This window comes from Kitasatospora sp. NPDC038210, from assembly GCF_055600605.1.
In genome coordinates this window covers 48,487-74,632 of sequence record NZ_JBVJYK010000027.1, presented here as the reverse complement: position 1 = coordinate 74,632, position 26,146 = coordinate 48,487, and the positions used below count along the sequence as shown (strand labels likewise).

12 protein-coding genes are annotated in these 26,146 nt (G+C 74.5%); all 12 read left to right on the top strand.

Annotated elements, in window-relative coordinates; genetic code table 11:
* Positions 1–48 precede the first annotated feature (48 nt).
* The 12 genes from ACZ7KX_RS35480 to ACZ7KX_RS35425 are packed head-to-tail and all read left to right on the top strand — an operon-like array spanning position 49 to position 26,144.
* Positions 49–1,002 (top strand): fatty acid desaturase family protein, encoded by a 954-nt coding sequence (locus ACZ7KX_RS35480; RefSeq protein ID WP_470330110.1) that lies wholly within the window; start codon positions 49–51, stop codon positions 1,000–1,002.
* Positions 999–2,423, top strand: coding sequence for a condensation domain-containing protein (locus tag ACZ7KX_RS35475; RefSeq protein WP_470330109.1), 1,425 nt, complete (start codon positions 999–1,001; stop codon positions 2,421–2,423). The genes ACZ7KX_RS35480 and ACZ7KX_RS35475 overlap by 4 nt, the downstream gene beginning before the upstream one ends.
* Complete coding sequence (locus tag ACZ7KX_RS35470; RefSeq protein WP_470330108.1) at positions 2,413–3,897, top strand: condensation domain-containing protein; 1,485 nt, start codon at positions 2,413–2,415, stop codon at positions 3,895–3,897. The genes ACZ7KX_RS35475 and ACZ7KX_RS35470 overlap by 11 nt, the downstream gene beginning before the upstream one ends.
* Before the next feature lies 1 nt (position 3,898).
* On the top strand, positions 3,899–5,758 hold the full coding sequence (gene asnB / locus ACZ7KX_RS35465; protein ID WP_396552288.1) for an asparagine synthase (glutamine-hydrolyzing): 1,860 nt from the start codon (positions 3,899–3,901) through the stop codon (positions 5,756–5,758).
* A 43-nt stretch (positions 5,759–5,801) separates the two neighbouring features.
* A complete protein-coding gene (locus ACZ7KX_RS35460; protein ID WP_350523441.1) occupies positions 5,802–7,691 on the top strand; it encodes a non-ribosomal peptide synthetase in 1,890 nt (629 codons plus the stop codon).
* A gap of 1 nt (position 7,692) precedes the next feature.
* Positions 7,693–10,215, top strand: coding sequence for a condensation domain-containing protein (locus tag ACZ7KX_RS35455; RefSeq protein WP_470330107.1), 2,523 nt, complete (start codon positions 7,693–7,695; stop codon positions 10,213–10,215).
* Positions 10,212–14,735 (top strand): non-ribosomal peptide synthetase, encoded by a 4,524-nt coding sequence (locus tag ACZ7KX_RS35450; protein WP_470330106.1) that lies wholly within the window; start codon positions 10,212–10,214, stop codon positions 14,733–14,735. The genes ACZ7KX_RS35455 and ACZ7KX_RS35450 overlap by 4 nt, the downstream gene beginning before the upstream one ends.
* The gene (locus tag ACZ7KX_RS35445) at positions 14,732–16,534 is read left to right on the top strand and encodes an ABC transporter ATP-binding protein (RefSeq protein ID WP_470330105.1); all 1,803 of its coding nucleotides are present in this window, start codon (positions 14,732–14,734) and stop codon (positions 16,532–16,534) included. The genes ACZ7KX_RS35450 and ACZ7KX_RS35445 overlap by 4 nt, the downstream gene beginning before the upstream one ends.
* On the top strand, positions 16,534–18,357 hold the full coding sequence (locus ACZ7KX_RS35440) for an ABC transporter ATP-binding protein (RefSeq protein ID WP_470330104.1): 1,824 nt from the start codon (positions 16,534–16,536) through the stop codon (positions 18,355–18,357). Before ACZ7KX_RS35445 ends, ACZ7KX_RS35440 begins: the two co-directional genes overlap by 1 nt.
* Positions 18,341–19,897, top strand: a complete 1,557-nt coding sequence (locus tag ACZ7KX_RS35435; protein ID WP_470330103.1) for a class I adenylate-forming enzyme family protein — start codon at positions 18,341–18,343, stop codon at positions 19,895–19,897. The genes ACZ7KX_RS35440 and ACZ7KX_RS35435 overlap by 17 nt, the downstream gene beginning before the upstream one ends.
* A complete protein-coding gene (locus ACZ7KX_RS35430; protein ID WP_470330102.1) occupies positions 19,894–23,646 on the top strand; it encodes a condensation domain-containing protein in 3,753 nt (1,250 codons plus the stop codon). Before ACZ7KX_RS35435 ends, ACZ7KX_RS35430 begins: the two co-directional genes overlap by 4 nt.
* A complete protein-coding gene (locus ACZ7KX_RS35425; RefSeq protein WP_470330101.1) occupies positions 23,643–26,144 on the top strand; it encodes a lantibiotic dehydratase in 2,502 nt (833 codons plus the stop codon). Before ACZ7KX_RS35430 ends, ACZ7KX_RS35425 begins: the two co-directional genes overlap by 4 nt.
* Positions 26,145–26,146 lie beyond the last annotated feature (2 nt).

The window sequence follows — 26,146 nt, the reverse complement described above, 5'->3', positions numbered from 1 at the left end:
CTGCTGCGGCGTTCCCTCAGGAGGCTGACGCAAGGAAGGTTTCCGTTCATGACGACGCCCGACGTGACCCCCGCGTCGCCGAAGGACCTGTTCCGGCGAGCCAAGGTCACCGCCGCCGACGAACGCGTCTTCATTGTCAAGCTCCTTGTTGCGTACGGCATTTGGGCCGCAGGCGCGGTTCTCGCACTCGCCCCGGACGCGTGGCTGCCCCGAGTGCTCGGTGTCGTCCTGATGGGCGCCATGTACTCCCACTGGCTGGAGCTCCAGCACCAGTGCCTGCACCACTCGGCGTTCCGCCGCTCCCGCTGGCACCGGATCGTCGGCGTGCCGCTGGGCGTTCCCATGCTGGTGTCGTACAGCCACTACCGGGTGCGCCACCTCCAGCACCACCGCTACCTCGGCACGGACCAGGACTCGGAGTTCTTCGGCTTCGACTCGCGGCAGCCGGTCACCTGGTCGGCCCTGGTCCGCGAGGCGCTGGCCTTCGGCCGACTGGGCAGTGCGGTGGCCGACATCGTCCGCTGCTGGGCCGGCCGTTGGTCCTACGACATGGGCCAGATCTCCGAGCAGCGTGAGCGCGAAGTCGTCGCCGAGTACCGGATGTTCGCCCTGCCGATCGCGGGCGCCGTGGTGCTGACCCTGCTCGGGTACGGCGAGCCGGTGCTGTGGATCTGGGTGCTGCCGCTGCTGGTCGCGGTGCCGCTGCACTTCCTGGTCGAGCTGCCCGAGCACATCATGTGCGACAACTCCTCCACCGACGTGCTGCGCAACACCCGTTCCATCACCGGGAGTTGGTTCAGCACCTGGTACACCAACGGGAACAACCTGCACATCGAGCACCACGCCGCCATGGTGGTGCCGATCAACCAGCTGCGCGAGCGTCACGACGTCGTGCTGGCGCACGGGACGCACACCTCGCCCAGCTACCCGCAGTTCTTCAAGGCCATCGTGGCCGAGGCCCGGCGCAACGCGCGGGCCGGCCGCGCCGGGGGGACGGCGTGACGACCGCCCCCGCCCCGGCCGCCCCGGCGGTCGACCGGTTCCCGCTCACGCCAGGGCAGTTGGGCATGTGGTTCCTGGAGCGCATGTCGGGTTCGGCGGTCTACGTCGACCCGATGACCTTCCGGCTGACCGGCCCGCTCGACACCGCCGCGCTGCGGCGCGCGCTGGAGCTGCTGCGCGGCCGGCACGAGGCGCTGCGCACCACGTTCCCGCTGGTCGACGGCAGCCCGGTGCAGCAGGTCTCCGGCGAGTGCGGCATCGAGCTGCCCGTCCTGGACCTCTCCCGACTGCCCGAGGCCGAGCGGGAGTCCGAGCTGACCGCGGTGCTGGCGGCCGACCAGGCCACCCCCTTCGACCTCGCCCGCGGGCCCGTGCTGCGCGCCCTCGTGGTCGTGCTCGGCCCCGACGAGTACGTGCTGCGGCTCGCGCTGCACCACCTGGTCTCGGACGCGTGGTCCTGGTGGAACGTCCTGCTGCCGGAGCTCGCAGCCCTCTACGGCGCCGAACTCGACGGCACGGAAGCCGAGTTGGAAGCCCCGGGGGCCCAGTTCCCGGACTTCGTGCGCTGGCAGCGCGAGTGGAGCGAGGGCGCCGGCCACCAGCGCCAGCTGGCGTACTGGACGGAGCGGCTGACCGGCCTCGCCCCGGTGCCGCCGGTCCGCCCGGCCGACGCGCCGGCCGGGACCGTCACCGCCGTACCGACCGCCGCTGCCGCGCGGGCCACCGCTGCCGCTCCGGCCGGGGGCGCCGCCGTCGCGACCCAGTGGACCACCGTGCCCGGCGCCGTCCACGACTCGCTGCGGACCGTGTACCGGGACGAGCGGGTCACCCCGTTCATGCTGCTGCTGGCCGCCTTCGCCGTGGTGCTGCACCGCGGCAGCGGGGCCACCGACATCGCGGTGGGCACCCGCGCCGCCGTCCGCAGCCGCCCGGAGTTCGAGTCCGCGGTCGGGTTCTTCGTCAACCTCCTGGTCATCCGCACCGAGGTGGACCCCGGCGCGACCTTCCGTGACCTGCTCCGGGACGTCCGGCGCGCGGCCCTCGGGGCCTACGCGCACCGGGAGTTGCCGTTCGAGCGGGTCGTCGAGGGGCTGCGGCCGCGCCGCGGCGGAGGCTTCCGCTCCCCGGTGAACGTGCTCTTCTCGCACCAGAGCACCCCCGAGGTGCCGCCGGCCTTCCCCGGGCTGACCGCCCGGCTGCTCAACCACGACCCCGGCACCCTCTACGACCTCGACCTGGTCTTCTACGAGGAGGACGGCGACCTGCGCGCCCTGCTCAGCCACCGCCGGGCCCACTGCTCCGACCAGGACGCGGTGGCGCTGCTCGCGGAGCTCACCCGGGTCCTCGCCGAGGTCGCGCAGGACCCGGCGATCCCGCTGGACACACTCATGGCGACCACAGGGGTGCACCGTGCCGAATAGCTCCACACCCGCGCAGCCGGCCGCGGACACCACGGCGGACACCGCCCCGGACGCCACCGCCGGCACCGCCGCCGTCGCCCCGGAGGGCCTCGCCCCGCTGTCCGTCACCCAGGAGCAGCTGTGGCTGCTCGACCGCCTCGACCCGGGCAACGCCGCCTACAACTCCACCGTGCTCTGGCAGTTGGACGGGCCGCTGGACACCGAGGCGCTGCGCCGGGCCCTGGCCGCCGTCGTCCGCCGGCAGCAGCAGCTGCGGGCGGCCGTCGTCGCCGTCGACGGCGTCCCGTACCAGCGGGTGGCCGAGGACGTCCCGGTGCCGCTCACCGTCACCGACCTGACCGGCCTGCCCGAGGCGGAGCGCCCGGCGGCCGCCGAGCGGACCGTCGCCGACGCGGCCCACCGCCCCTTCGACCTGGGCCGACCCCCGCTGTTCCGGGTGGAGCTGGTCCGCACCGGGGCCGAGCGGCACGTGATGGCGCTGGTCATCCACCACATCGTCTCCGACGGCTGGTCCGTGCAGGTCCTGATCCAGGAGGTCGCGGACCTGTACGCGGGCGAGGTCACCGGTACCGAGGTGCCGCTGCCCGAACTGCCCGTCCAGTTCACCGACTACGCCCGGGAGCAGCGCGAACGGCTCGCCGGACCGCGCGGCGGCAAGCTGGTGGACTACTGGACCCGGCAGCTGGCCGGCGCCCCGGTCACCCTGGACCTGCCCACCGACCGGCCCCGGGCCGGCCACGCCGACTTCAGCGGCGACCGGTACGTCTTCCAGGTGCCCGCCGAGCTGCGCACCGCCCTCGGCGGGCTCGCCCGCGCCTCCCGGGCCAGCACCTTCATGGTCACCCTGGCGGCCTTCACGGCCCTGCTGCACCGGCTCACCGGCCAGGAGGACCTGCTGGTGGGCACGCCGGTCGGCAACCGGGACAAGCCCCAGTGGGGGCCGCTGGTCGGCTACTTCGCCGACACCCTGGTGATGCGCGGCGACCTCGCCGGCGACCCGACCTTCCGCGAGCTGCTGGGCCGCACCCGGACGGCCGCCCTGCAGGGCTTCGTCCACCGCGACCTGCCGTTCCGCTCCCTGGTCGAGGCGGTGCAGCCGGAGCGCGAGGTGGGCCGCAATCCGCTGTTCCAGGTGATGTTCATCCTGCAGAACATCCCGCCGCGCCGCCGCCGGGCCGAGCTGCCGGGCGTGGTGATGACCCGGCTGGACGACGTCCGCACCACCTCGATCTTCGACCTGCGGTTCGACCTGTTCGAGTTCGAGGACGAGATGCGCGGCCAACTGGAGTACAGCACGCGGCTGTTCGACCGCTCCACGATCGAGCGGACGGCCCGGCAGTACCTGGCGCTGCTCGCCGACGCGTGCGCCGACCCGGACCGCCCGGTCTCCGCGCTCGACCTGGGCGCCACCGACGCGGACCGGTCCGGCGCGGACGCCGCCGCGGGCTTCAACGACGACCTCGGGGGGTTCTGACATGTGCGGCGTCACCGGATACGCGGACCTGGCCGGCACCGGCCTCGCCGAGGGCGAGGACGTGCTCGACCGGATGACCGCCACCCTGCTGCACCGCGGCCCCGACTCCGGGGGCCGGCTGGTGCGCGGGGGAGTGGCACTGGGCTTCCGCCGGCTGAGCATCGTCGGCCTGGAGGACGGCGACCAGCCGATCCTCAACGAGGACGGCTCGGTCGCCATGGTCTGCAACGGCGAGATCTTCAACCACCGGGAGCTGCGCGCCGAACTGGAGGCCAAGGGGCACCGGTTCCGCACCCGCACCGACGTCGAGGTGATCGTCCACCTCTACGAGGAGTACGGCACCGGGCTGCTGGAGCGGCTGAACGGCCAGTTCGCCTTCGCCGTCCACGACACCCGGCGCGGCCGGCTCTTCCTGGCCCGCGACCACATGGGCATCCTGCCGATGTACTACGCGGTGGCCGGCGGCCGGCTCGTCTTCGGCTCGGAGATCAAGGCCGTCCTGGCGCACCCGTCGGTGCCCCGCCGGGCCGACCTGACCGGCCTCGACCAGGTGCTCACCTTCCCCGGGACGGTCGGCTCGCGCACCCTGTTCGAGGGGGTCAGCAGCCTGGAGAACGGCCACTTCCTGCTGGTCGAGGACGGGGCCGTCCGGGTCGAGAAGTACTGGGACCTGGACTACCCGGTGGACGTGCCGGGGGAGCCGGCCGAGCACCCCGACCGGTACTACGTGGACACCGTCCGCGAGCTGCTGGAGCAGTCGGTGCGCCGCCGGCTCCAGGCCGACGTCCCGGTCGGCTACTACCTCAGCGGCGGCCTCGACTCCTCCCTGATCGGCGCGCTCGTGCACCGCAACACCAGCGGGACGGTGCCGCGGTCGTTCTCCATCACCTTCCCCGACCGGGGCATCGACGAGTCCCGCCACCAGCGGCTGATGGCCCGCCACCTCGGCTCCGAGCACACCGAGACGGAGTTCCACCCGGGCGACATCGCGGCCGGACTGCGGCGGATGATCGGGCACGCCGAGTGCCCGGTGAAGGAGACGTACAACACCTGCTCCATGGCGCTGTCGGCCGCCGTCCGGGAGACCGGCACCCGGGTGATCCTCACCGGTGAGGGCGCCGACGAGCTGTTCGCCGGCTACCTCGGCTACCGCTTCGACCTGGGCGGGCGGCGGACGGCCGGCGGCGACCCCTTCGAGGAGGAGCTGCGCCGCACCATCTGGGGCGACCCGCACGTCTTCTACGAGCGCGACTACCACGCCTGGCGGGAGTCCAAGCTCGACCTGTACGCCCCCGCCCTGCGGGACGCCCACGCCGAGTTCGACTGCCTGGCCGGGCCCGTCGTCGACCCCGGGATGCTGCGCGGGCGCCACCCGGTGCACCAGCGCTCCTACCTCGACTTCAAGCTCCGGCTCTCCGACCACCTGCTCTCCGACCACGGGGACCGGATGGCGCTGGCCAACTCGGTGGAGGCCCGGTACCCGTTCCTCGACCCCGACCTGGTGCGGTTCGCCACGACGGTCCCGCCCCGCCTGAAGGTGACCGCGAGCACCGAGAAGTACGTGCTCAAGGAGGCCGCCCGCGGCCTGGTGCCCGACGAGATCATCCACCGGGAGAAGTTCGGGTTCCGGGCCCAGGGCAGCCCCGCCCTGCTGCGCGAGCGGATCGAGTGGGTCGAGGACCTGCTCTCCTACGACCGGATCAAGCGGCAGGGCTACTTCGACCCCGACGTGGTCGAGCACCTCAAGGAGCAGTACCGGCAGCCGGGTTACGAGGTCCATCCGCACCTCGGCGACGACCTGCTGCTGGTGGTCCTCACCTTCGGCGTGCTGCTCGACACCTTTTCCCTTCCTGACGCCTGATCACTTGGGTGGCCACAGGCCCCCCGTCCCTGGAGGAAGCTCGATGGCCTTCCACGCAGTCCACGGTCTCGTACAGCAGGCCGCCCAGCGCTTCGCCGACCACACCGCGGTCGAGTGCCCGCAAGGCCGGCTCAGCTACGCCGAGCTGGCATCCCGCTCGGACGAACTCGCCGTCGCCATCCGCGAGTCCGGCGCGGGTGCCGGCTGCGTGGTGCCGATCCTGGCCGAGGACCGGCGCGAGCTGGTCGTCGCGATCCTGGCGGTGCTGAAGGCGGGCGGCGTCTTCGTGCCGGTGGACCTGGCGGCCCCGCCGCTGCGGCTGCGCACCATGCTGACCGCCACCGCCCCCGAGTGGGTGATCGTCGGCGCCTCGGCCGCCGACCGCGCGGACGAGATCCTGGAGCCGTCCCTGCCGCTGGCCCGGCGCGTCCCGCTGGACCTCGCCGCCGAGCCCACCGGCGCGGCCCCGGAGCGGCTGCACGTGCCGGACCCGGACGACGCGGCGTACATCTTCTTCACCTCCGGCTCGACCGGGCAGCCCAAGGCGATCGTCGGCCGGATGCAGGGCATCGACCACTTCGTCCGCTGGGAGACCGAACTGCTGGGCGTGCAGCCGGGCACGAGGGTCAGCCAGCTGGCCTCGCCCGCCTTCGACGCGATCCTGCGCGACCTGTTCGTGCCGCTGACCACCGGCGGCACCGTGTGCGTCCCGCCGGCCGGCCTCGCCCTGGACGGGCCGGCCCTGGCCCGCTGGATCGACGAGGAGCGGATCGAGCTGGTCCACACCGTCCCCACCGTCTGGCGCGGCATGCTGCCGTCCCTCGCCAACGGCGGCCCCGAGCTGTCCGCGCTGCGCTGCGTGGCGCTGGCCGGCGAGCCGGTGGCGCCGAGCGACGCCGCCCAGTGGTTCGCCCGGTTCGGCGAGCGGATCAGCCTGCTCAACCTGTACGGGCCGAGCGAGACCACCATGACCAAGACCTTCCACTTCGTCACCCCGGCGGACACCGAGCGGTCGAGCATCCCGATCGGCAAGGCCATGCCCGGCGCCCGGGTGGTGCTGCTCGACGGCCGCAACAAGCCGTGCGCCGAGGGCGCCGTCGGCGAGATCCACATCCGCACGCCGTACATGTCGCTGGGCTACTTCCACCAGCCGGACGCCACCCGCGCCGCCTTCGTGCCCAACCCGCTCGGCACCGACCCGGAGGACTTCGTCTACCGGACCGGCGACTTCGCCCGCGCCCTGCCGGACGGCAGCCTGGAGTACGTCGGGCGGCGCGACCAGCAGATCAAGCTGGGCGGCGTCCGCGTCGAGCTCGGCGAGATCGAGCACCTGCTCCGCGCCCACCACGCGGTGAAGGACGCCGCCGTCACCGTCGTCCCCGACGACGAGGGCAACCCCGCCTACCTGTGCGCCTTCGTGGAGCCGGTCCAGCCCGTCGAGGCGGCCGTCCTGCGCGACCACCTGGCGCCCCGGGTGCCCGACTCCCACCTGCCCCGGGTGTTCGTCCCGCTGGAGCAGCTGCCGCGCACCATCAGCGGCAAGGTGGACCGCCGGGCGCTGCCCGTGCCGCTGCCGCCGCAGCAGCAGGTGGAGCAGGACTACGTGGCGCCGCGCACCGCCACCGAGGAGACCCTCGCCGGGATCTGGGCGAAGCTGCTGCCGGTGGACCGGCCGGGCGTGCAGCACGACTTCTTCCGCATCGGCGGCCACTCGCTGCTCGTCATGCGGCTGATCGCCGCGATCAGCGCCGAGTTCGGCGTGGACGTCCACCTCCAGAAGTTCCTGGCCGCCCCGACCATCGAGGGCCTGGCGGCCGAGATCGAGCAGACCCTGCTGACGTCCGGCTCCGACCTGGACGACCTGCTCGCGGACCTCGACGACCTGGACGAGGACGAGGCCGAGCGCCTGCTGGCCCAGAACGGCGGTAACTGACGTGACCACCACCCCCGACACCACGGCCACCGACACCACGGCCGCCCCCGAGCCGGCGGACTCCCTGGACCGCGCGGGCATCCGCGTCCTGGAGCGGCAGATCGAGGACGCCCTGCTCGCCGACGACCGGATCGCCGACTGCGCCGTCGTCTTCCAGGGCGTGTCCGTCGACTCCGTCCCGGCCGAGCACTGCGTGCGCTGCGGCATGGACGCCGCCTACCCCGGCACCCGGCTGGACCGGGACGGCGTCTGCGACCTGTGCCTGATGCACGCCGAGCACGGGTCCGAGATCCTCTCCTACTTCGGCGAGATCGACGAGTTCACCCGGATCCTGCGCGAGCGCGCGGAGGCGGCCGGCTCCGAGTACGACGCCCTGCTGCTGTTCAGCGGCGGCAAGGACAGCACCTACGTGCTGCACCAGCTCGTCCGGATGGGCCTGCGGGTGATGACCTTCACCTTCGACAACGGCTTCATCTCCCGGACGGCGCTGGAGAACGTCGAGACGATCACCAAGGCGCTGGGCATCGAGCACCTCACGATGACCCGGGCCGACCAGAACCGGATCTTCCTGCGCAGCCTGGAGCAGCACAAGAGCGTCTGCAACGGCTGCTTCCGGTCGCTGCTCGACCTCAGCCACCAGCTGGCCCACGAGCGCGGCATCCCGAGCATCGTCACCGGACTGTCCCGGGGCCAGATCATCGACGAGCGCCTGCTGTGGTTCTACCGCAACGGCGAGTTCGACCCGGCCCGCATCGAGCAGCAGCTGGAGGTCGGCCGCAAGGTCTACCACCAGGTCGGCTCCGACCTCTCGGACGGGGTGCTGGACCGCGTCGAGGTGGTCGACTACTACCGCTACTCCGACGTCACCAAGGACGACATCCGGGCCTTCCTGGCGAGCGCCGAGACGCTCTGGGCGGCGCCGAAGGACACCGGCTTCTGCAGCTCCAACTGCATGATCAACGACGTCGGCGTGTACGTGCACCGGCTGGAGCGCGGCTACCACAACTACGAGTCGCCGACCCGCTGGGAGGTCCGGCTCGGCCACCTCGCCCGGGACGAGGCCGACGCCGAGCTGCGCACCCCGGTCAACACCGGACGCGTCCGCTCCATGCTCGCCACCATCGGCTACACCGACCCGGGCGACCGCAGCCGGCTCGGCCGGCGGATGGCCGCGTACTACGCGCCCCGCACCGGGCTGACCCCGGACGCCGCCCGGGCCGCCGTCGGCGCCCGGCTGCCCGAGATCCTGCTGCCCGAGCACTGGGTGGAGCTGGCCGAGATCCCGCGGCAGGCCGACGGCGCCGTCGACCGGCGGGCCCTGCCCGACCCGGCCCCCGACACCGGCAAGCGGCTCGCCCCGGACGCCGAGGACGCGCGGACGGCCGACGACCGGCCCACCCCCGCCCAGCAGCTGCTGCTGGAGCAGGCCGGAGACGGCCTCGCTGGCCGGGCCCGCGCCCTGCTGCTCGACCTGCCGGAGGGCACCACCGCGGACACCGTCCGCAAGGCCGTGCTCGCCCTGGTCCAGCGCCACGACGGCCTGCGCGCCCGGTTCCGGCAGCAGGACGGCGGCTGGCGGCGCCAGGTGGCCGGGCTTGCCGGCGGCGTGCCGGTGGCCGTCCTCGACCTCACCGGGAAGGACCCCGGCCGCGTCCCCGCCGCCCTGCGGGTGGCGGCCCAGCGGCTGCGCGCCCGGCTGAACCCGGAGCAGGGACCGCTGTTCACCGCCGCGCTGGCCGAACAGCGCGACCGCGCACCCCAGTTGCTGCTGATCGCCCACGAGCTGGCCGCGGACGTCGACGGCTGGCGCCGGATGCTCGACGACCTCGGCGCCGCGCTCGGCCGGATCGCGGCCGGCGAGCCGGCCGGACTGCCCGCCGCGCCCGCCCCGCGGGCCGTGCCGGAGCCCGCCGCCCCGGCCCCGGTCACCGGTGACCTCTGGACCCCGCCCGCGACGCCGGCCGACGGCGCACCGGACCCGGTCCGCCGCACCGTGCTCGACGCCGCGGCCACCGCCGCGCTCACCGCCACCGGCACCCCGCTCGCCGCCCTGGTGGCGGCCGCCGTGACCCACGGGCTCACCGAGGCCTGCGGGGCGAGCGGCCTGCTGCTCGCCGTCGACGACCAGACGGGCGCGCTCCCGCACCCGGCCGGCCTGTTCGCGGTGACCGCTGCGGCCACCGAGCCCGGCAACGGGCCCGGGCAGACCCTGGAGCGGGTCCGCACGGCCCTCGCCACGCCCGTCGCCGCCCCCGCCGGCGCCGTCCCGGTCGGCATCACCCACCTCGGCGACCTCGACGCGCTGCCCGCGGCCGGCGGCCCGCTGCAGCACGCCGGCTCCGCCGACCACGACCTGGTCGCCCCGTTCGGCCCGCGCGCCCGGACGCCGTACGTCGTCGGCCACCTGCGCGACGGCCGGCTCCACCTCACCTGGACCGGCACCGCGGCCCCCGCCGCCGCGGCCGACGCCGCCGCCGCGGCCCTCGTCCAGCTCGCCGAGACGGCCGGGAAGGGCGCGGCATGACCGACACGTCGGAGAAGCTGCAGCGGCTCAAGGAGCAGTCGCCCGCCAAGTACGCCCTCCTGATGAGCCGCCTGCGCGAACGCGCCGCCGCGGCCCCCACCGGGATCATCCGCCGTCCCTCGGACGGCGGGGCACCGCTCTCCTACGCCCAGCAGCGGCTGTGGTTCCTCGCCCAGCTCAACCCGGGCGACACCGCGTACAACATGCCGTACGCGCTGCGCCTGCAGGGCCCGGTGGACCTCGACGTGGCCACCGCCGCCTTCCGGGCCCTGGTGCGCCGGCACGAGACCCTGCGCACCGCCTTCGGCTCGGTCGACGGCGAACCGGTGCAGCTCGTCACCGCGGCCGAGGCCGTCGACTGGCAGCCCGCGACCGTCGACCTGCGCGGCACCGCCGACGCCGAGGACGAGGTGCGGCGGCTCGCCGCCGCGCACGCGGCCGCCCCGTTCGACCTGAGCCGCGGCCCGCTGTTCCGGGTGACCCTCGTCCGGCTCACCGACGACGAGACCGTCGCCCTGATCAACCTGCACCACATCATCACCGACGACTGGTCGATGGGCGTGCTCACCCGGGAGTTCGCCACCGTCTACGCGGCCCTGCGGGACGGCGGCACGGACCCGCTGCCGCCGCTGGACGTCCAGTACGCCGACTACGCCCACTGGCAGCGCGGCCGCAGCGCGGAGAGCCGGGCCGAGGGCCTGGCCCACTGGCGCGAGCGCTTCCGCGGCGAACTGCCCAGCCTCGCGGTGCCGACCGACCGGGCCCGCCCGCCGGTGCAGACCTACGCCGGCCGCACCCGCTCCTTCCACCTGTCCGCCGAGGCGACCGCCGGCCTGCGCGCCGTCGCCGCCGGGACCGGCGCCACGCTGTTCATGACCCTGCTGGCCGGCTACACGGCCCTGCTCCACCGCTACTCCGGGCAGGACGACATCGTGGTCGGCACCTCGGTGGCGGGCCGCAACCGGCCCGAGACCGAGCCGCTCATCGGGTTCCTGGTGAACACCCTGGCGCTGCGCGGCGACCTGTCCGGCGACCCGGCCTTCGGCGAGCTGCTGGCCCGCACCAAGCAGGCCTGCCTGGCCGACTTCGCCCACCACGACGTGCCGTTCGAGCAGGTCGTCGAGGAGATCCAGCCGGACCGCGACCTCAGCCGCGCCCCGCTGTTCCAGACCATGCTCTCGCTGCACAACGTGCCGCGCGCCGCCCTCGACCTGGCCGACCTGCGCATCTCCCCGTTCACCGGGGAGGGCCGGCGCACCGCCATGTACGACCTCAGCCTCGACGTCGTCGACGAGGGCGAACGGCTGCGCTGCGACTGGGAGTACAACACCGACCTGTACGCCGACGCGACGATCGAGCGGATGGCCGGCCACTTCGAGCGGCTGCTCCGGGCAGCGGTGGCCGATCCGGGGCTGCGCCTGTCCGAACTGCCGCTGCTGTCGGAGGCCGAGCGCACCGAGGTGCTGACCCGGGACAACCGGATCTCCGTCGAGGTCGGCCCCGACGAGTGCGTCCACCGGCTGTTCGAAGAGCACGTCCGCGCCACCCCCGACGCCGTCGCCGTGGTGGACGGCGAGGACCGGGTCACCTACCGCGAACTCGACCGCCGGGCCGGCATCGTGGCCGCCCGGCTGCGCGCCCTCGGCGTCGGCCCGGAGGTCCGGGTCGGCCTGTGCGCACCGCGCTGCGCCGACTCGGTGGCCGCGGTGCTCGGCGTCCTGAAGGCCGGCGGCGCGTACGTGCCGCTCGACCCGGCCAACCCGGTGGACCGCCTGCGCTTCATCCTGACGGACGCCTCGGTCCGGCTGCTGCTCACCCGGCACGACATCGCCGGCACGGTGCCCGGCCTCACCGACGGGATGACCGTCGGCTGGTTCGACGACTGGCTGGCCGAGGCTGCCGGAACCGACGCCGCCGAGGCCGAGCCCGCGGACGCCCCGCAGCCGGTCTCCGGCAACCTGGCCTTCCTGGTGTACACCTCCGGTTCCACCGGCCGGGCCAAGGGCGCGATGCTCACCCACGGCGCGCTGATGAGCGCCTACCGCTCCTGGGAGCGGGTCTACGAGCTGGGCACCGTGGTGCACCGCCACCTCCAGGCCGCCAACATCGCCTTCGACGTGTTCACCGGCGACATGGTCCGCGCCCTGTGCTCCGGCGGCACCCTGGTGCTCTGCCACCGCGAGACGCTGCTGGACCCGGCCAAGCTGTACGACCTGCTCCAGCGCGAGCGCGTCGACTTCGCCGACCTCGTCCCCGTGGTGATCCGGCTGCTCAGCGCCCACGTCGCCGAACAGGGCAGGCTGCTGGACAACTTCAAGGTGCTGGCGGTCGGCGCGGACATCTGGTTCATGAGCGACTACTGGAACCTCAAGAAGCTCTGCCCGCCCGGCACCCGGCTGGTCAACTCGTACGGCATCACCGAGTCCACCGTGGACAGCGGCCTGTTCGAGACCCCGATGCCGGAGCGCTCCGAGGAGGAGCCGGTCCCGATCGGCCGGCCGCTGCCCAACACCCAGTTCTACGTCCTCGACGACCGGCTCCGGCCGGTGCCGGTCGGGGTCAACGGGACGCTGTACATCGGCGGCCTGGCGCTGGCCCGCGGCTACGTCGGCCGCCCCGCGCTGACCGCCGAGCGGTTCCTGCCGCACCCGTACAGCGAGCGGCCCGGCGACCGCCTCTACAACACCGGCGACCTCGCCCGGCTGCTGCCCACCGGCGACGTGGAGGTCCTGGGCCGGGTGGACCGCCAGGTGAAGATCCGCGGCTTCCGGATCGAGCTGGAGGAGGTCGAGTCGGTCCTCGGCAAGCACCCCGACGTGCAGGCCGCGGCGGTCGTCGTCCACGTGGACGCCAAGGGCGACCGCCGGCTCGCCGGGTACGTGGAGCCCCGCGCGGGCCGCACGCCCGAGCCGGTGGACCTCCAGGACCACCTGCGCACCCAACTGCCGTACTACATGGTCCCGTCCACCATCACGCTGCTCGACCGGATGCCGCTGAACGCCAACGGCAAGCACGACCGCAAGGCCCTGCCGGCGCCCGCCGAGGAGCCGGTCGAGCGGCCCGCGGCGGTGTTCGCCACGGCCACCGAGGAACTGGTCGCCGGGATCTGGGAGAAGGTCCTGGGGCAGCGGGACGTCACCGCCGAGGACGACTTCTTCCAACTCGGCGGGCACAGCCTGCTGGTGCCCCGGGTGCAGTTCGAACTGCGCCGCGCCTGCGCGGTGGACCTGCCGCTGATCGCCCTGTTCGAGGCGACCACGGTGCCCGAGCTGGCCCAGCGGGTGGACGCCGCCCGCACGGCGCCGGACACCGGCGCCGAAGCGGACGACCCGGCGGCGGGGCCGAGCGCACCGCCGGTGCTGGACCCGGAGATCAGGGTGGCGCCCGGTGCGCACCGCCCCCGCACCGGGGAGCCCGCGGCCGTCCTGCTGACCGGCGCCACCGGCTTCCTCGGCGCCCACCTGCTGGACGGGCTGCTGCGCGACACCCGGGCCACCGTCCACTGCCTGCTGCGGGCCGACGACCCCGAGGACGGCATGCGGCGGCTGGTGAAGGCCCTCGCCGACCTGGGACTTCCCGAGCCCGCGCCGGGCCGGGTCGTGGTGGAGCCCGGTGACCTGGCGCAGCCGCTGCTGGGCCTCACCGCCGAGCGCTTCGACGAACTCGCCCGGACCGTCGACGCCGTGCACCACAGCGGGGCCTGGGTGAGCTTCACCCTGCCGTACGCCACGCTGCGGGCCGCCAACGTCGACGGCACCCAGGAGGTGCTGCGACTGGCCGCGCGCGGCGGCGGCATCCCCGTGCACCACGTCTCCACGGCCTCGGTGCCCGAGCCGGGCACCGCCGCGGCGCCCGTCACCGGCGGCTACAACCAGAGCAAGTGGGCCGCCGAGCACCTGGCGGTGGCCGCCCGCGAGCGGGGCGTCCCGGTCGACGTGCACCGTCCCGACTACATCGGCGGGCACAGCGCCACCGGAATCGGCAACCCCAAGGACTTGATCTGGGCGATCATCAAGGGCAGTGTTCAGCTGGGGTGTTACCCCGACCTCGACCTTCCGGTGCAGCTCGTGCCGGTGGACCGGGTCGCCGGGGCCCTGCTGGCGCTCGCCTCCCGCACGGGAGCCGAGCCCGGCTCGTACGACCTGGCCCACCCCGAGCCCGTCGGGCTCGGCACGGTCTTCGCCTGGGTCACCGGCTACGGCTACCCGCTGCGCAAGGTCTCCTACGGCGACTGGCTGACCGCCCTCCGGGAGTCCGCCGAGACCTCCTGGGACAACGCCCTCTTCCCGTTCCTGCCGCTGTTCGCCGCCCCCGGCGACGGCGCGGCCCCCGCTTCCGCCCCCGGCGGCCTGGGGGCGGCCGTACCCGGCTCCGCCCGGTCGGCGTACCGGGAGTCCGGCACCGACTGCCCGCCGATCGACGAGCAGTTGCTGCACACGTACCTCACCGAGCTGGTCCGCAGCGGCTACCTGCAGGACCCCCGCCCGGCCCCGGACGACACCCCCCTGGAGAACGCATGACCAGCGCGACCACCGCGAAGCAGCGGCGCGCGGCCCCGCCCCCGGCAGCCGGCGAGCGGGTCGGCCCGTTCCTGCGGTCCCACCTCGCCCGGTCCAAGGGCTGGATCACGGCCCACCTGGCCGGCTCGGTGGTGTGGCACCTGCTGGCCGCGGCGGTCCCGGTCGTGATCGGCACCGCCTTCGACGCCCTGCTCGGCACCACCCCGGACCAGGGGCGGTTCGACACCATGGTGCTGGTGCTGCTGGCCCTGGTCGCGGTGCGCGGCGTCGCCGGCTTCGTCGCCACCTACTCGCTGGAGGCGTACGCCTGCGGCCTGGAGCGCGACGTGCGGTCCACGCTGTTCTCCGCGCTGCTCCAGAAGGGCCAGCAGTTCTTCAACCGGCGCCGGGTGGGCGACCTCTCGGCCCGGGTCACCGGTGACGCGCAGACCGTCAACCTGATGCTGTCGCCCGGCCTGGACCTCACCCTGGACATGCTGCTCGGCCTGATCGTGCCGATCGTGTTCATCGGCCTGATCGACGCCCGGCTGCTGCTGGTGCCGCTGGTGTTCCTGGTGCTGTTCGCCGTGGCGCTGGCCGAGTACGGCCGCCGGCTCGACCCGGCGGCCGGGGCCACCCGGGCCCGCTTCGGCGAGCTCAGCGCCCAGGTCTCGCAGACCATCGCCGGGATCGAGACCGTCGACGCCACCGGTCGGCGGGCCGCCGAGCAGCACCGGTTCATGGAGAAGGCGACGGCCTACCGGGACGCCTCGGTGCGCCAGGCCAAGGAGCAGGCCCTGTACCTGCCCACCCTGCTGCTGGTGGCCGCGCTGGCGGCGGGCCTGCTGCACGGCGCCCACCTGGTCTCCGACGGTTCGCTGACGGTCGGTCAGTTCGTCGGCTTCCTCGGGCTGATGGGCTCCCTGCGGGCGCCCACCCAGCTGGCCTCGTTCAGCATCGGCCTGATCTTCCTCGGGATCGCCGGCGCCCGGCGGATCCTGGAGGTCATCACCGACCGCGCCGGCTCCGAGGACACCGACGCCGGCCACCGCGGGCAGATCGAGGGCACGGTGGTCTTCGACAAGGTCTCCTTCGGGCACGGCGACAAGCCGGTCCTGGAGGACGTCTCCTTCACGGTGGAGCCGGGCATGACGGTGGCCCTGGTCGGGCCGACCGGCAGCGGCAAGTCCACGCTGCTGCAGCTGCTGAACCGGACGTACGCGCCGGACTCCGGCGAGGTGCTGGTCGACGGCGTGGCCACCACCGGCTGGCACGCCCAGACGCTGCGCTCGCAGATCTCGGTGATCGAGCAGGACGTGGTGCTGTTCTCCCGGTCCATCGCGGACAACCTGGCCTTCGGCGCGGACCGGGAGCTCACCCGGGCCGAACTGGAGGAGGCCGCGCGGGCCGCGCACGCCCACGAGTTCATCGCGGACACCGAGCACGGCTACGACACGATGGTCGGCGAGCGCGGGGCCACCCTGTCCGGTGGCCAGCGCCAGCGCATCGCCATCGCCCGCGCCCTGCTGGCCGACCCGCGGATCCTGGTCCTGGACGACTCCACCAGCGCGGTGGACAGCGCCACCGAGGAGCGGATCCAGCAGGCCGTCCGGCGGGCCGCGGCGGGCCGCACCACGTTCATGGTCACCCCCCGGCTGTCCCGGATCCGCAGCGCCGACCTGGTCCTGGTGCTGGACAAGGGCCGCATCGTCGGCCGCGGACGCCACGAGGAACTGCTGGAGAGCTGCGAGCTGTACCACCGGATCTTCGCGCCGCACCTGCAGGAGACGGCCGGCCGGTCCGGAGAGGGAGTCCACTGATGGCAGACATTCTCGACGGGATCACCGCCGACAGCTACGACCGGTCCTACGGCGACCGCGAACTGCTGCGCCGGATCAGGCCGCTGTTCGCCGCCAAGGGCGCCACGGTGGTGCTGATCGCGCTGGCCGTGGTCGGCGCGGCGGTGGCCGGGGCCGCGTTCCCCCTGCTGGTGGCCGACATCGTGGACAACGCCGCCCGCGAGAGCGTCGGCGACGCGGTGCTGCCGCTGACCGGGGCCGCGCTCGGCACCGGTCTGGTCGCCTGGCTGCTGACCTTCTTCCAGCAGCGGGCCGTCGGCGTGCTGGTCGGCGACGTCGTCCTGGAGATGCGCCGCCGCGCGTTCGAGGCGGTGCTCCGCCAGGACATGGCCTTCCACGACGACCAGGCGTCCGGGTCGGTGGCCAGCCGGATCACCGCCGACACGCAGGCGTTCGCCACCCTCGCCACGCTCACCCTCGGGCTGGTCGGCCAGGTCCTGATGATCGGGCTGCTGCTGGTCGCCATGTTCGTCATCAACGTCCCGCTGGCCCTGGTCACCGCGGTGACCGCCGCCCTGATCGTGCTGGTCAGCCTGGGCTTCCGGTGGGTGTCGCGGCGCGCGTCCCAGCAGCAGCAGCGTTCCCTGGCGCAGATCAACGCCTACGTGCAGGAGACCCTGCGCGGCATCGCGGTGGCCCGCAACTTCCAGCGGGAGGAGTCCACCCACGCCGGGCTGGTCGAGGTCAACCAGCGCTGGTTCCGGGCCACCGTCAAGCTGAACCGGCTGTTCAGCGGGATCTTCCCGCTGCTGCTGACGCTCACCGGCCTCGGCACCGTCGGCGTGGTGGTGCTCGGCGGGAACCTGCTGACCGACGGCTCCGTCACGGCGGGCGAGTGGTCGCTGTTCCTGGAAGCCCTGATGCTGTTCTGGTTCCCGCTGACCAGCATCGCCTCCTTCTGGAACCAGTTCCAGCAGGGCCTGGCCGCCTCCGAGCGGATCTTCGCCCTGGTGGACCTGGAGCCCGCCGTGCAGCAGAGCGACGCGCGCCCGGTGCCCCGGCTGGACGGCACCGTCGAGTTCCGCGGGGTCGACTTCGGCTACCGCGCCGACAAGCCGGTCCTGACCGGGCTCGACCTGAAGATCGACAGCGGTGAGACGGTCGCCCTGGTCGGGCACACCGGCGCCGGCAAGTCCAGCATCATCCGGCTGATCACCCGGGCCTACGAGTTCGGCGGCGGTGAACTGCTCGTCGACGGCCAGGACATCCGCACCCTGGACCTGGACGCCTACAAGGGTCACCTCGGCATCGTCCCGCAGGCGCCGTTCCTCTTCACCGGCACCGTCGGGGAGAACATCGGCTTCGGCCGGGCCGGCGCGACCCCGGAGGAGATCCTGGCCGCCGCCCGCTCGGTGGCCGGCGGCGACTGGCTCGACGTCCTCCCCGAGGGCATCGACACCCCGGTCAACGAAGGCGGCGGCACCCTCTCCGCGGGCCAGCGGCAGCTGATCGTGCTGGCCCGGGTGATGCTCGGCAACCCGTCGCTGCTGATCCTGGACGAGGCCACGGCGAGCGTGGACCCGCTGACCGAGGCCCAGGTGCAGGAGGGGCTGGACGCGGTCTCCGCCGGCCGGACCACCGTCGTGGTCGCGCACCGCCTGCCCACCGTCCGCAAGGCCGACCGCATCCTCGTCGTCGACGGCGGCCGGATCGTCGAACAGGGCACCCACGACGCCCTGCTGGCGGCCGGCGGCCGGTACGCGGAGCTGTACGACCACTACTTCCGCCACCAGGCGCTCGACTTCCAGGCCGCCGAGGAGGACGCCGATGCTGTCCGCCGCTGACACCCCGCGCACCCTGGGCGGCCTGCTGGCCGCCGCCGCGGACCGGTGGCCCGGCCGCACCGCCGTCGAACTGCAGGGCACCGCGCTCGACTTCGCCACCCTGCACCGGCAGACGGAGCGGGCCGCCGCCCGGCTCGCCGCGGCCGGGGCGGGCACCGGCCGCACCGCCGTCCTGCTGTTCGACAACACCCCGGACTGCGTCATCGCCTTCCTGGCCGCCGCGCGCACCGGTGTCCGGCTGGTGCCCGCCGAGCCCGGCGCCGCGCCGGCCCAGCTCGCCGCTCTGGCGTCCGGCGCCGCCGACGCCGTGCTGATCGGCCGGGCCGAGCGGCTCGCCGCGGTGGCCGCCGCCGACGGCTGGGCGGGCCCGGTCGTGGAGACCGACGGACTGCTGCACGCCGACGCGACGGACCGGCCGGCCCCGGCCGAGCCGGACGGGGACGCCCCGTTCCTGCACCAGTTCAGCTCCGGCTCCACCGGCGAGCCCAAGGCGGCTGTGCACACCCAGCACAACCTGGTGCAGGGCGGCCTGATCTACCGGGCCTCCTTCGGCTACGGCCCCGAGGACACCGTGCTGACGGCCGTCCCGCTGCTGCACTCCTTCGGGATGGTCGCCGGCCTGGTCACCTCGCTGCTGACCGGCGCCCGGCTGGTGCTGCTCGGCCGGTTCACCCCCGGCCGGCTCCTCGGCGAACTGCAGCGCACCGGCGCCACCGTGCTCGTCGCCACCCCGCTGGCCTGCGACCTGCTGGCCCGCTCGGCCGGCGCGAGCGCCCCCGGCGGCCCGCTGCCGCTGCGGCTGTGCCTGTCCTCCGGGGCGGCCCTGCACCCGGACACCGCGGACCGCTTCGCCGAGCGCTTCGGCGTCCGGGTCAGCGAGGTCTACGGCTGCACGGAGGCCGGGATCATCGCCTGCCGGCGGCCCGAGCCCGACACGGCGCCCGGCCCGGACGCGGCGCCGGCCGACGCCGACGGGGTCGGCCGGCCGGTTCCCGGCGTGGAACTGCGGCTGGTCGACGACGCCGACCGGGACGTCGCCCCCGGCGCGGAAGGACTGCTGCTGGTCCGCACCCCCGCCATGTTCCTGGGCTACCTGGACCGGCCGGAGACCACCGCCGAGGTCCTGCGGGGCGGCTGGTACCGCACGGGCGACCTGGCCCGGCTCGACGCCGCCGGCCGACTGCACCTGATCGGCCGCAAGGACACCTTCGTCAACGTGGGCGGCAAGAAGGTCAACCCGGTCGAGGTCGAACGGGTCCTGCTCGGCCACCCGCTGCTCGCCGAGGCCGCCGTGTGGGGCGAGACCCTGGCGGACGGCGGCCAGCGGGTCCGCGCCACCGTCGTGGCGACCGGACCGCTCACCGCGGCCGAGCTCAGCGCCTGGTGCCGGGAACGGCTCCAGCCGCACCAGGTGCCCGGCGGCGTCGAGTTCGCCGCCGCGCTCCCGAAGACCTCGTCCGGCAAGATCCGGCGCGCCGAGGTGGCCGCGGCCGCCGGCGCCCCGGGCCGGACCACCGACCAGGGGGGAACCCGCTCATGACCTCGACCCTCGTCGGGCTGCTGCGCGGCCGGGCCGAAGCGGCCCCGGAGCGCACCGCCTACCGCTTCCTCGGCGACGGCGACGCCGCCGAGACCATCAGCTACGCCGAACTGGACCGGGACGCCCGCACGGTGGCCGGCCTCCTGCGGGAGCAGGGCGCCGCCGCCACCGACCGCGCCCTGCTGCTCTACCCGCCCGGCCTGGACTACATCAGGGCCTTCTTCGGCGCCCTCTACGCCGGGGTCGTGCCCGTGCCCGTCTACCCGCCGCGCTCCCTGCGCAACGCCTCCCGGCTCGGCTCCATCGCCGCCGACGCCCGGGCCGGCTTCGCCCTCACCGTCTCCCCGGTGCTCGACCTGCTCGGCCGGGACGGCGCCGGGCTCGGCCTGGACGGACTGCGCACGGCGGCCACCGACGGGCTCGACACCGCCCTCGCCGGGCAGTGGAGCGGGCACCTCCCCGACGCCGACAGCCCCGCCTTCCTGCAGTACACCTCGGGATCGACGGCGGCGCCCAAGGGCGTGATGCTCAGCCACGGCAACCTGCTGCACAACCTCGGCATGATCAGCGAGGCGTTCGACTGCCACCAGGACACCAGCGCCGTCGTCTGGCTCCCGCCGTACCACGACATGGGCCTGATCGGCGGCATCCTCACCCCGCTGTACGCCGGCTTCCCGGTCACCCTGATGTCCCCCATGAGCTTCCTGCGCCGCCCGATGCAGTGGCTGCGGGCCATCTCCGCCGAGGGCGCCGAACTCAGCGGCGGCCCCAACTTCGCGTACGAGATGTGCGCCCGGCTGGCCACCGACGCGGACCGCGCCGAGCTCGACCTCAGCAACTGGCGGGTCGCCTTCAACGGCGCCGAGCCGATCCGCGCCTCCACCCTGGACGCCTTCGAGGCGGCCTTCGGGGACTGCGGCTTCCGCCGCAGCGCCTTCCTGCCCTGCTACGGCATGGCCGAGGCGACCCTGTTCGTCACCGGAACCGCGGCGGCCGCCGAGCCGACCGTGCTGGAGGTGGACGCCGCCGGCCTGGAGGCCGGCCGGGCCGACGCGCCCGGCCCGGACGGCGTGGCCCGCGCCCTGGTCGGCACCGGCCGGCCCGCCGCCGACCAGCAGCTGCTCATCGTCGACCCCGCCTCCCGGGAACCGCTGCCCGAGCGCCGGGTCGGCGAGATCTGGGTGCACGGGCCGAGCGTCGCCCGGGGCTACTGGGACAACCCGGACACCACCGCCGAGGTCTTCGCCGCCCGCCCCGCCGGCCAGGACGACGCGGACCCGCGCACCTGGCTGCGCACCGGCGACCTCGGCTTCCTCGCCGACGACGAGCTGTACGTGACGGGCCGCCACAAGGACCTGATCATCGTCCGCGGCCGCAACTTCTACCCCACCGACGTCGAACTCGCCGCCGAGGGCGCCCACCCCGCCTTCCGCTCCGGCTGCGGCGCCGCCGTCGCCGCCGAGCACGACGGCGAGCAGGTGCTCGTCGTCCTCCAGGAGGTCGAGGGCCGCGCGCTGGCCACGATCGACGTCGCCGAGGCCACCGCGGCCGTGCGCGCGGCGGTGATGGACCGGTGCGACGTCGCCGTCCACGAGGTGCTGCTGCTCAAGCCCGGCACCGTGCCCAAGACCACCAGCGGCAAGATCCAGCGCTCGCTGAGCCGCCTGCGGTACGCCGCCGGGGAGTTCGAGGCGCTCGGCGACGGCCCGGCCGAGGTGGCCGCGGAGACCGTGCCCGGCCCGGCCGAGGTGGCCGCCCTGGCCCCGGCCGAGCGCACGGCGCTGGTCCACCGGGTGCTGCGGCAGCGGATCGCCGACGCGCTGGGCGGCGCCGCCGACCAGGTCGCCACCACCGGCGTGCCGCTGACCAGCCTGGGCATCGACTCGCTGGCCGCCGTACTGCTCGCCAACCGGATCCGCGAGGACCTCGGCGTCGAGCTGCCGCTCAGCCTGATGCTCGGCGGCGCCGACCTCGACGCCCTCGCCGCGGCGGCCACCCTCGTCGCCGACCCGCAGCACGGCCCCGCCGACGACGCACCGGCCGCCGGCGGCAGCCCGGCCGACGAGCCCGGCATGACCCTCGGCCAGCGCTCGATCTGGCACGTGCAGCAGCAGGACCCGGGCTCCACCGCCTACAACATCCCGGTCGCCCTCGACCTGGCCGGCCCGCTGGACACCGACGCGCTGCGCACCGCCCTGCGGCAGGTCGCCGACCGGCACGAGATGCTGCGCACCCGCTACCGGGTGACCGGCGGCGAGACCGTCCCCGTCCCGACCGGGAACGAGATCGAGCTGCGGGTGACCGACGCCGCCGGGGACGACCCGGACCGGCTCGCCGAGCGGCTCTCCGCCCTCGCCCACCGCCCGTTCGACCTGGCACACGACCCGGTGCTCCGGGCCGACCTGCTGGTCCGCGCCGAGGACTCCCACGTCCTGCTGCTGACCGTCCACCACATCGCCGCCGACCTGTGGTCGATGGTGAACCTGACCGCCGAACTCGGCCGCCGCTACACGGCCCTGGCCGCCGGCACCGCGCCGGAGCAGACCGCCCCGGCCGGCCGCTACGCCGACCAGGTCCGCCGCGAGCGCCGGCTGCTGGCCGGGCCCGCGGGCGAGGCCCTCAAGGCGTACTGGCGCGAGGAGCTCGCCGGACCGCTGCCGCTGCTCGACCTCCCGCTGGACGCACCGCACCCGGCGGCGCCCAGCTACCGCGGCGCGCGGATCCCGTTCCGGCTCGACGCGGACCGCACCGCCCGCGTCCGCGCGCTCGCCCAGCAGACCGGCACCACGCTCTACACGGTGCTGCTGTCCGCCTTCCAGATCGCCCTGCACCACGCGAGCGGCCGGCCGGAGCTGGTGATCGGCACCGCCGCCGCGAACCGGGGCGCCCGGGACGCCGAGGACGTCGTCGGCTACTTCACCAACATGGTCGCCGTCCGCGGCAGGTTCGAGGACGGCGTGACGCCCCGGGCCTTCACCGAGCGGCTGCACCGCACGGTGCTGTCCGCCCTGGACCACCAGGCGTACCCGATGTCCCTCGTCCTGGAGACTGTGCAGCCGCGCCGCGAGCCCGGCCGCAACCCGCTCTTCCAGGCGGTCTTCGTCCTGCAGCGGCCGCACGCCCACGCCGAGACCGCCGGGTTCGTCCTCGGCACCGCCGACGGGGCCGCCGCCACCTGGGGGCAGCTGCGCCTCACCCCGTACCCGCTGCCGCACCGCACCGCCCAGTACGAGCTGATGCTCACCGTCGTGGACGCCGGGCCGGAGCTGCACGCGGCCCTGGAGTACAGCACCGACATCTTCACCGCAGCCACCGCGGAGCAGCTGGCGGCGCACTACCGGACCGTCCTGGACGACCTCCTGGACCGCCCCGACACCCCCGTCGCCGAGCTCTGCCCGGCCGACCTGCTGACCCGGCGCGCGGCCCGCGACGCCGCAACCGAGGAGGAAGCCCTGACCGGCTACGTGGCACCCCGCACCGACACCGAGCGCGCCCTGGCGAAGATCTGGTCCGACGTGCTCGGGGTCGAACCCATCGGCGTGGAGGACGACTTCTACGACCTGGGCGGGCACTCGCTGCTCGCGGTCCAGCTCATCTCCGGCGTCCGGGACGCCCTCGGCGTCGACGTCCCGGTGCGCAGCGTCATGCAGACCCGCACCGTCGCCCAGGGCGCGGCGATCATCGACGCGCTGCTGTGGGCCAAGGAGGGCGCCTCCGCCGACGGTTCCCGAGAGGACGGCGAGCTGTGACCGACCCCGGCGGCCACCTGCTGCCCCTGCCGTCCGGCGACTGGCGGGTGTGGCGGACCATGGGCCTGCGCGGCACCGGCTTCCCGGCCGGCCAGGTGCTCGACCTGGCCGCGCCCGGCGCGGCGGACGCCGCCGACCGGCTGCTGCAGGTCCGCGACCGGGCCGCGGACGCCCGGGCCGGGGCGCTCGACGCGCTCCGCGCCGCCCTCGACGACCTGCGCGCCGCCGGCCAGTGGGACGACACCGCCCTGCGCCGCCCGCTGCTGAAGGCGATCAGCCGCCTCAACAAGGGCGGCCTGCCGGGGCCCGAGTTCGCCGCACTGCCCGAGGTGTCCGCGCTCGTCGAGGCCGAGGAACTGGTCGCCGGCGCGGAGCGCGACCTGGACAAGGTCTTCGCCGAGGACCTCGCCCAGCTCTCCGCCGTCCTCGACCGGACCGCCGCCGACCCGCGCTTCCGCGAGGCCGTGATCTGGCAGAACCGCAAGGCCTACGCCGACGGCGTGCGCAAGGTCGGCGGCGACGGCCGGCGCAACTCCCGCCGCCGCGAGCACGAGGCACTGGTCGCGGGCTACCTCCAGCGCTACACCGTCAAGAACGACTCCATCGGGTTCTTCGGCCCGGTCGGCTGGGCCGAGGCCGTCCCCGCCGGGCCGGCGCTGGCCGTCACCCCCGGCGAGGGCCTGGTCGCCCGCCGCGAGGTGTACTTCGAGCAGTGGTGCCTGGACGCCCTGGTGCGCTCCCTCGGCACCGGCCCCGAGCTGCGCCGCTGGTTCCCGCCCCGCCGGCTGCCCTCCGCCGCCCTGGAGGGCGCCACCCTGCGGCTGCCCGGCCGCACCGTCGACCTGCCGCAGGGCAAGGCCGCCGTGCTGCGCTCCGTCCTCGCGCTGTGCGACGGCGCCCGCACCGGCGTCGAGGTGTCCGCCGCCCTGGGCCTCGGCGAGGCGGAGGGGCTCGCCCTGCTGGAGTCGCTGCGCGCCACCGGGCTCATCGCCTGGGACCTCGAACTCCCGGTGCAGCCGCGCCCGGAGCTGGTGCTGCGCGAGCAGCTGGAGCGGATCGGCGACCCCGCGCTGCGCGCGGACGCCCTGGAGCGGCTCGGCCGGCTCACCGCGGCCCGCGACCGGGTCGCGGCCGCGGCCGGCCAGCCCGACGAGCTCGACCGGGCCCTGGCCGACCTGGAGACCGTCTTCACCGAGCTGACCGGCACCGCCGCCACCCGGGCGCACGGGGAGACGTACGGCGCCCGCACCCTCGTCTACGAGGACTGCCGGCGCGACGGCCGGGTCGAGGTCGGCCCCGAACTGCTCGCCGAACTGGGCGGCCCGCTCTCCCTGATGCTGGACTCCGCCCGCTGGCTGACCACGCGGGTGGCACAGTCCTACCGGGAGGAGTTCCGGCGGTCCTACGACCGGCTGGTCGCCGAGCGCCCGGACGCCGAACCCCGGCTGACCGACATCTGGACCCGCGTCCAGACCGCCCTCCTGGGGCCGGACCAGCGGATCATCGACCAGGCCGTCACCGAGCTGCAGGAACGCTGGAACGACGTGCTCGGCCCGCTGGAGGGGCGCCGCGTCGAGTTCACCACGGAGCAGCTGCGCCCGCGCGTGGACCGGGCCTTCGCGGCCGAGGCCCCCGGCTGGCCGGGCGCCCGCTACCAGGCGCCCGACGTGATGATCGCGGCCACCGGCCCGGAGGCGGTCGCCGCCGGCGACTACCAGCTGGTCATGGGCGAGCTGCACGTCGGCGTGAACACCCTGCGCAACCTGCTCTTCGTCGACCAGCACCCCGACCCGGAGGCGCTGGAGCGGGCGACCCTCGCCGACATGACGGTGCCCCGGGTCCAGCCGATCCTGCCCAAGGAGTGGTTCTACTCCACCCGCACCACCACCCGCCTGTTCACCGACCGGGACTACCGCCTGCTGCTGGGCGACGAGGGCTCCTGGCTGACCGGCCACCCGCGCGCGCTGAACGCCTCCGAGGTCCGGATCGGACTGCGCGACGGCCGGGTGGTGGCCCGGACCGGCGTGGACGGCACGGAGCTCGACCTGGTCGAACTCCTCGCCGAGGCCATCGGGTTCAAGGTGACCAGCCGGTTCCAGCCGATGCCCGCCCGCCGGCACACCCCCCGGGTGACCGTCGACCGGCTGGTGGTCAGCCGCGAGTCCTGGCGCTTCAACCCCGCCGAACTCGCCTTCGCCCGGGAGAAGGACGAGGCGGCCCGGTTCACCGCCGCCCGCGCCTGGGCCCGCGAGCACGGCATCCCCCGGTTCGTCTTCGTCAAGGCCGCCCACGAGAGCAAGCCGTTCTACGTCGACCTGGACAGCCCGCTGTTCGTCAACGCCTTCGCGCACGTCGTCCGCGGCGCCCCCGAGCAGCCGGACGGCCGGCTGACCATCTCGGTCGGCGAGATGCTCCCGACCAGCGAGCAGACGTGGCTGAAGGATCGTCAGGGAAGCAGCTACACCAGCGAGTTCCGCGTCATCGCGGTGGACAAGTAAGG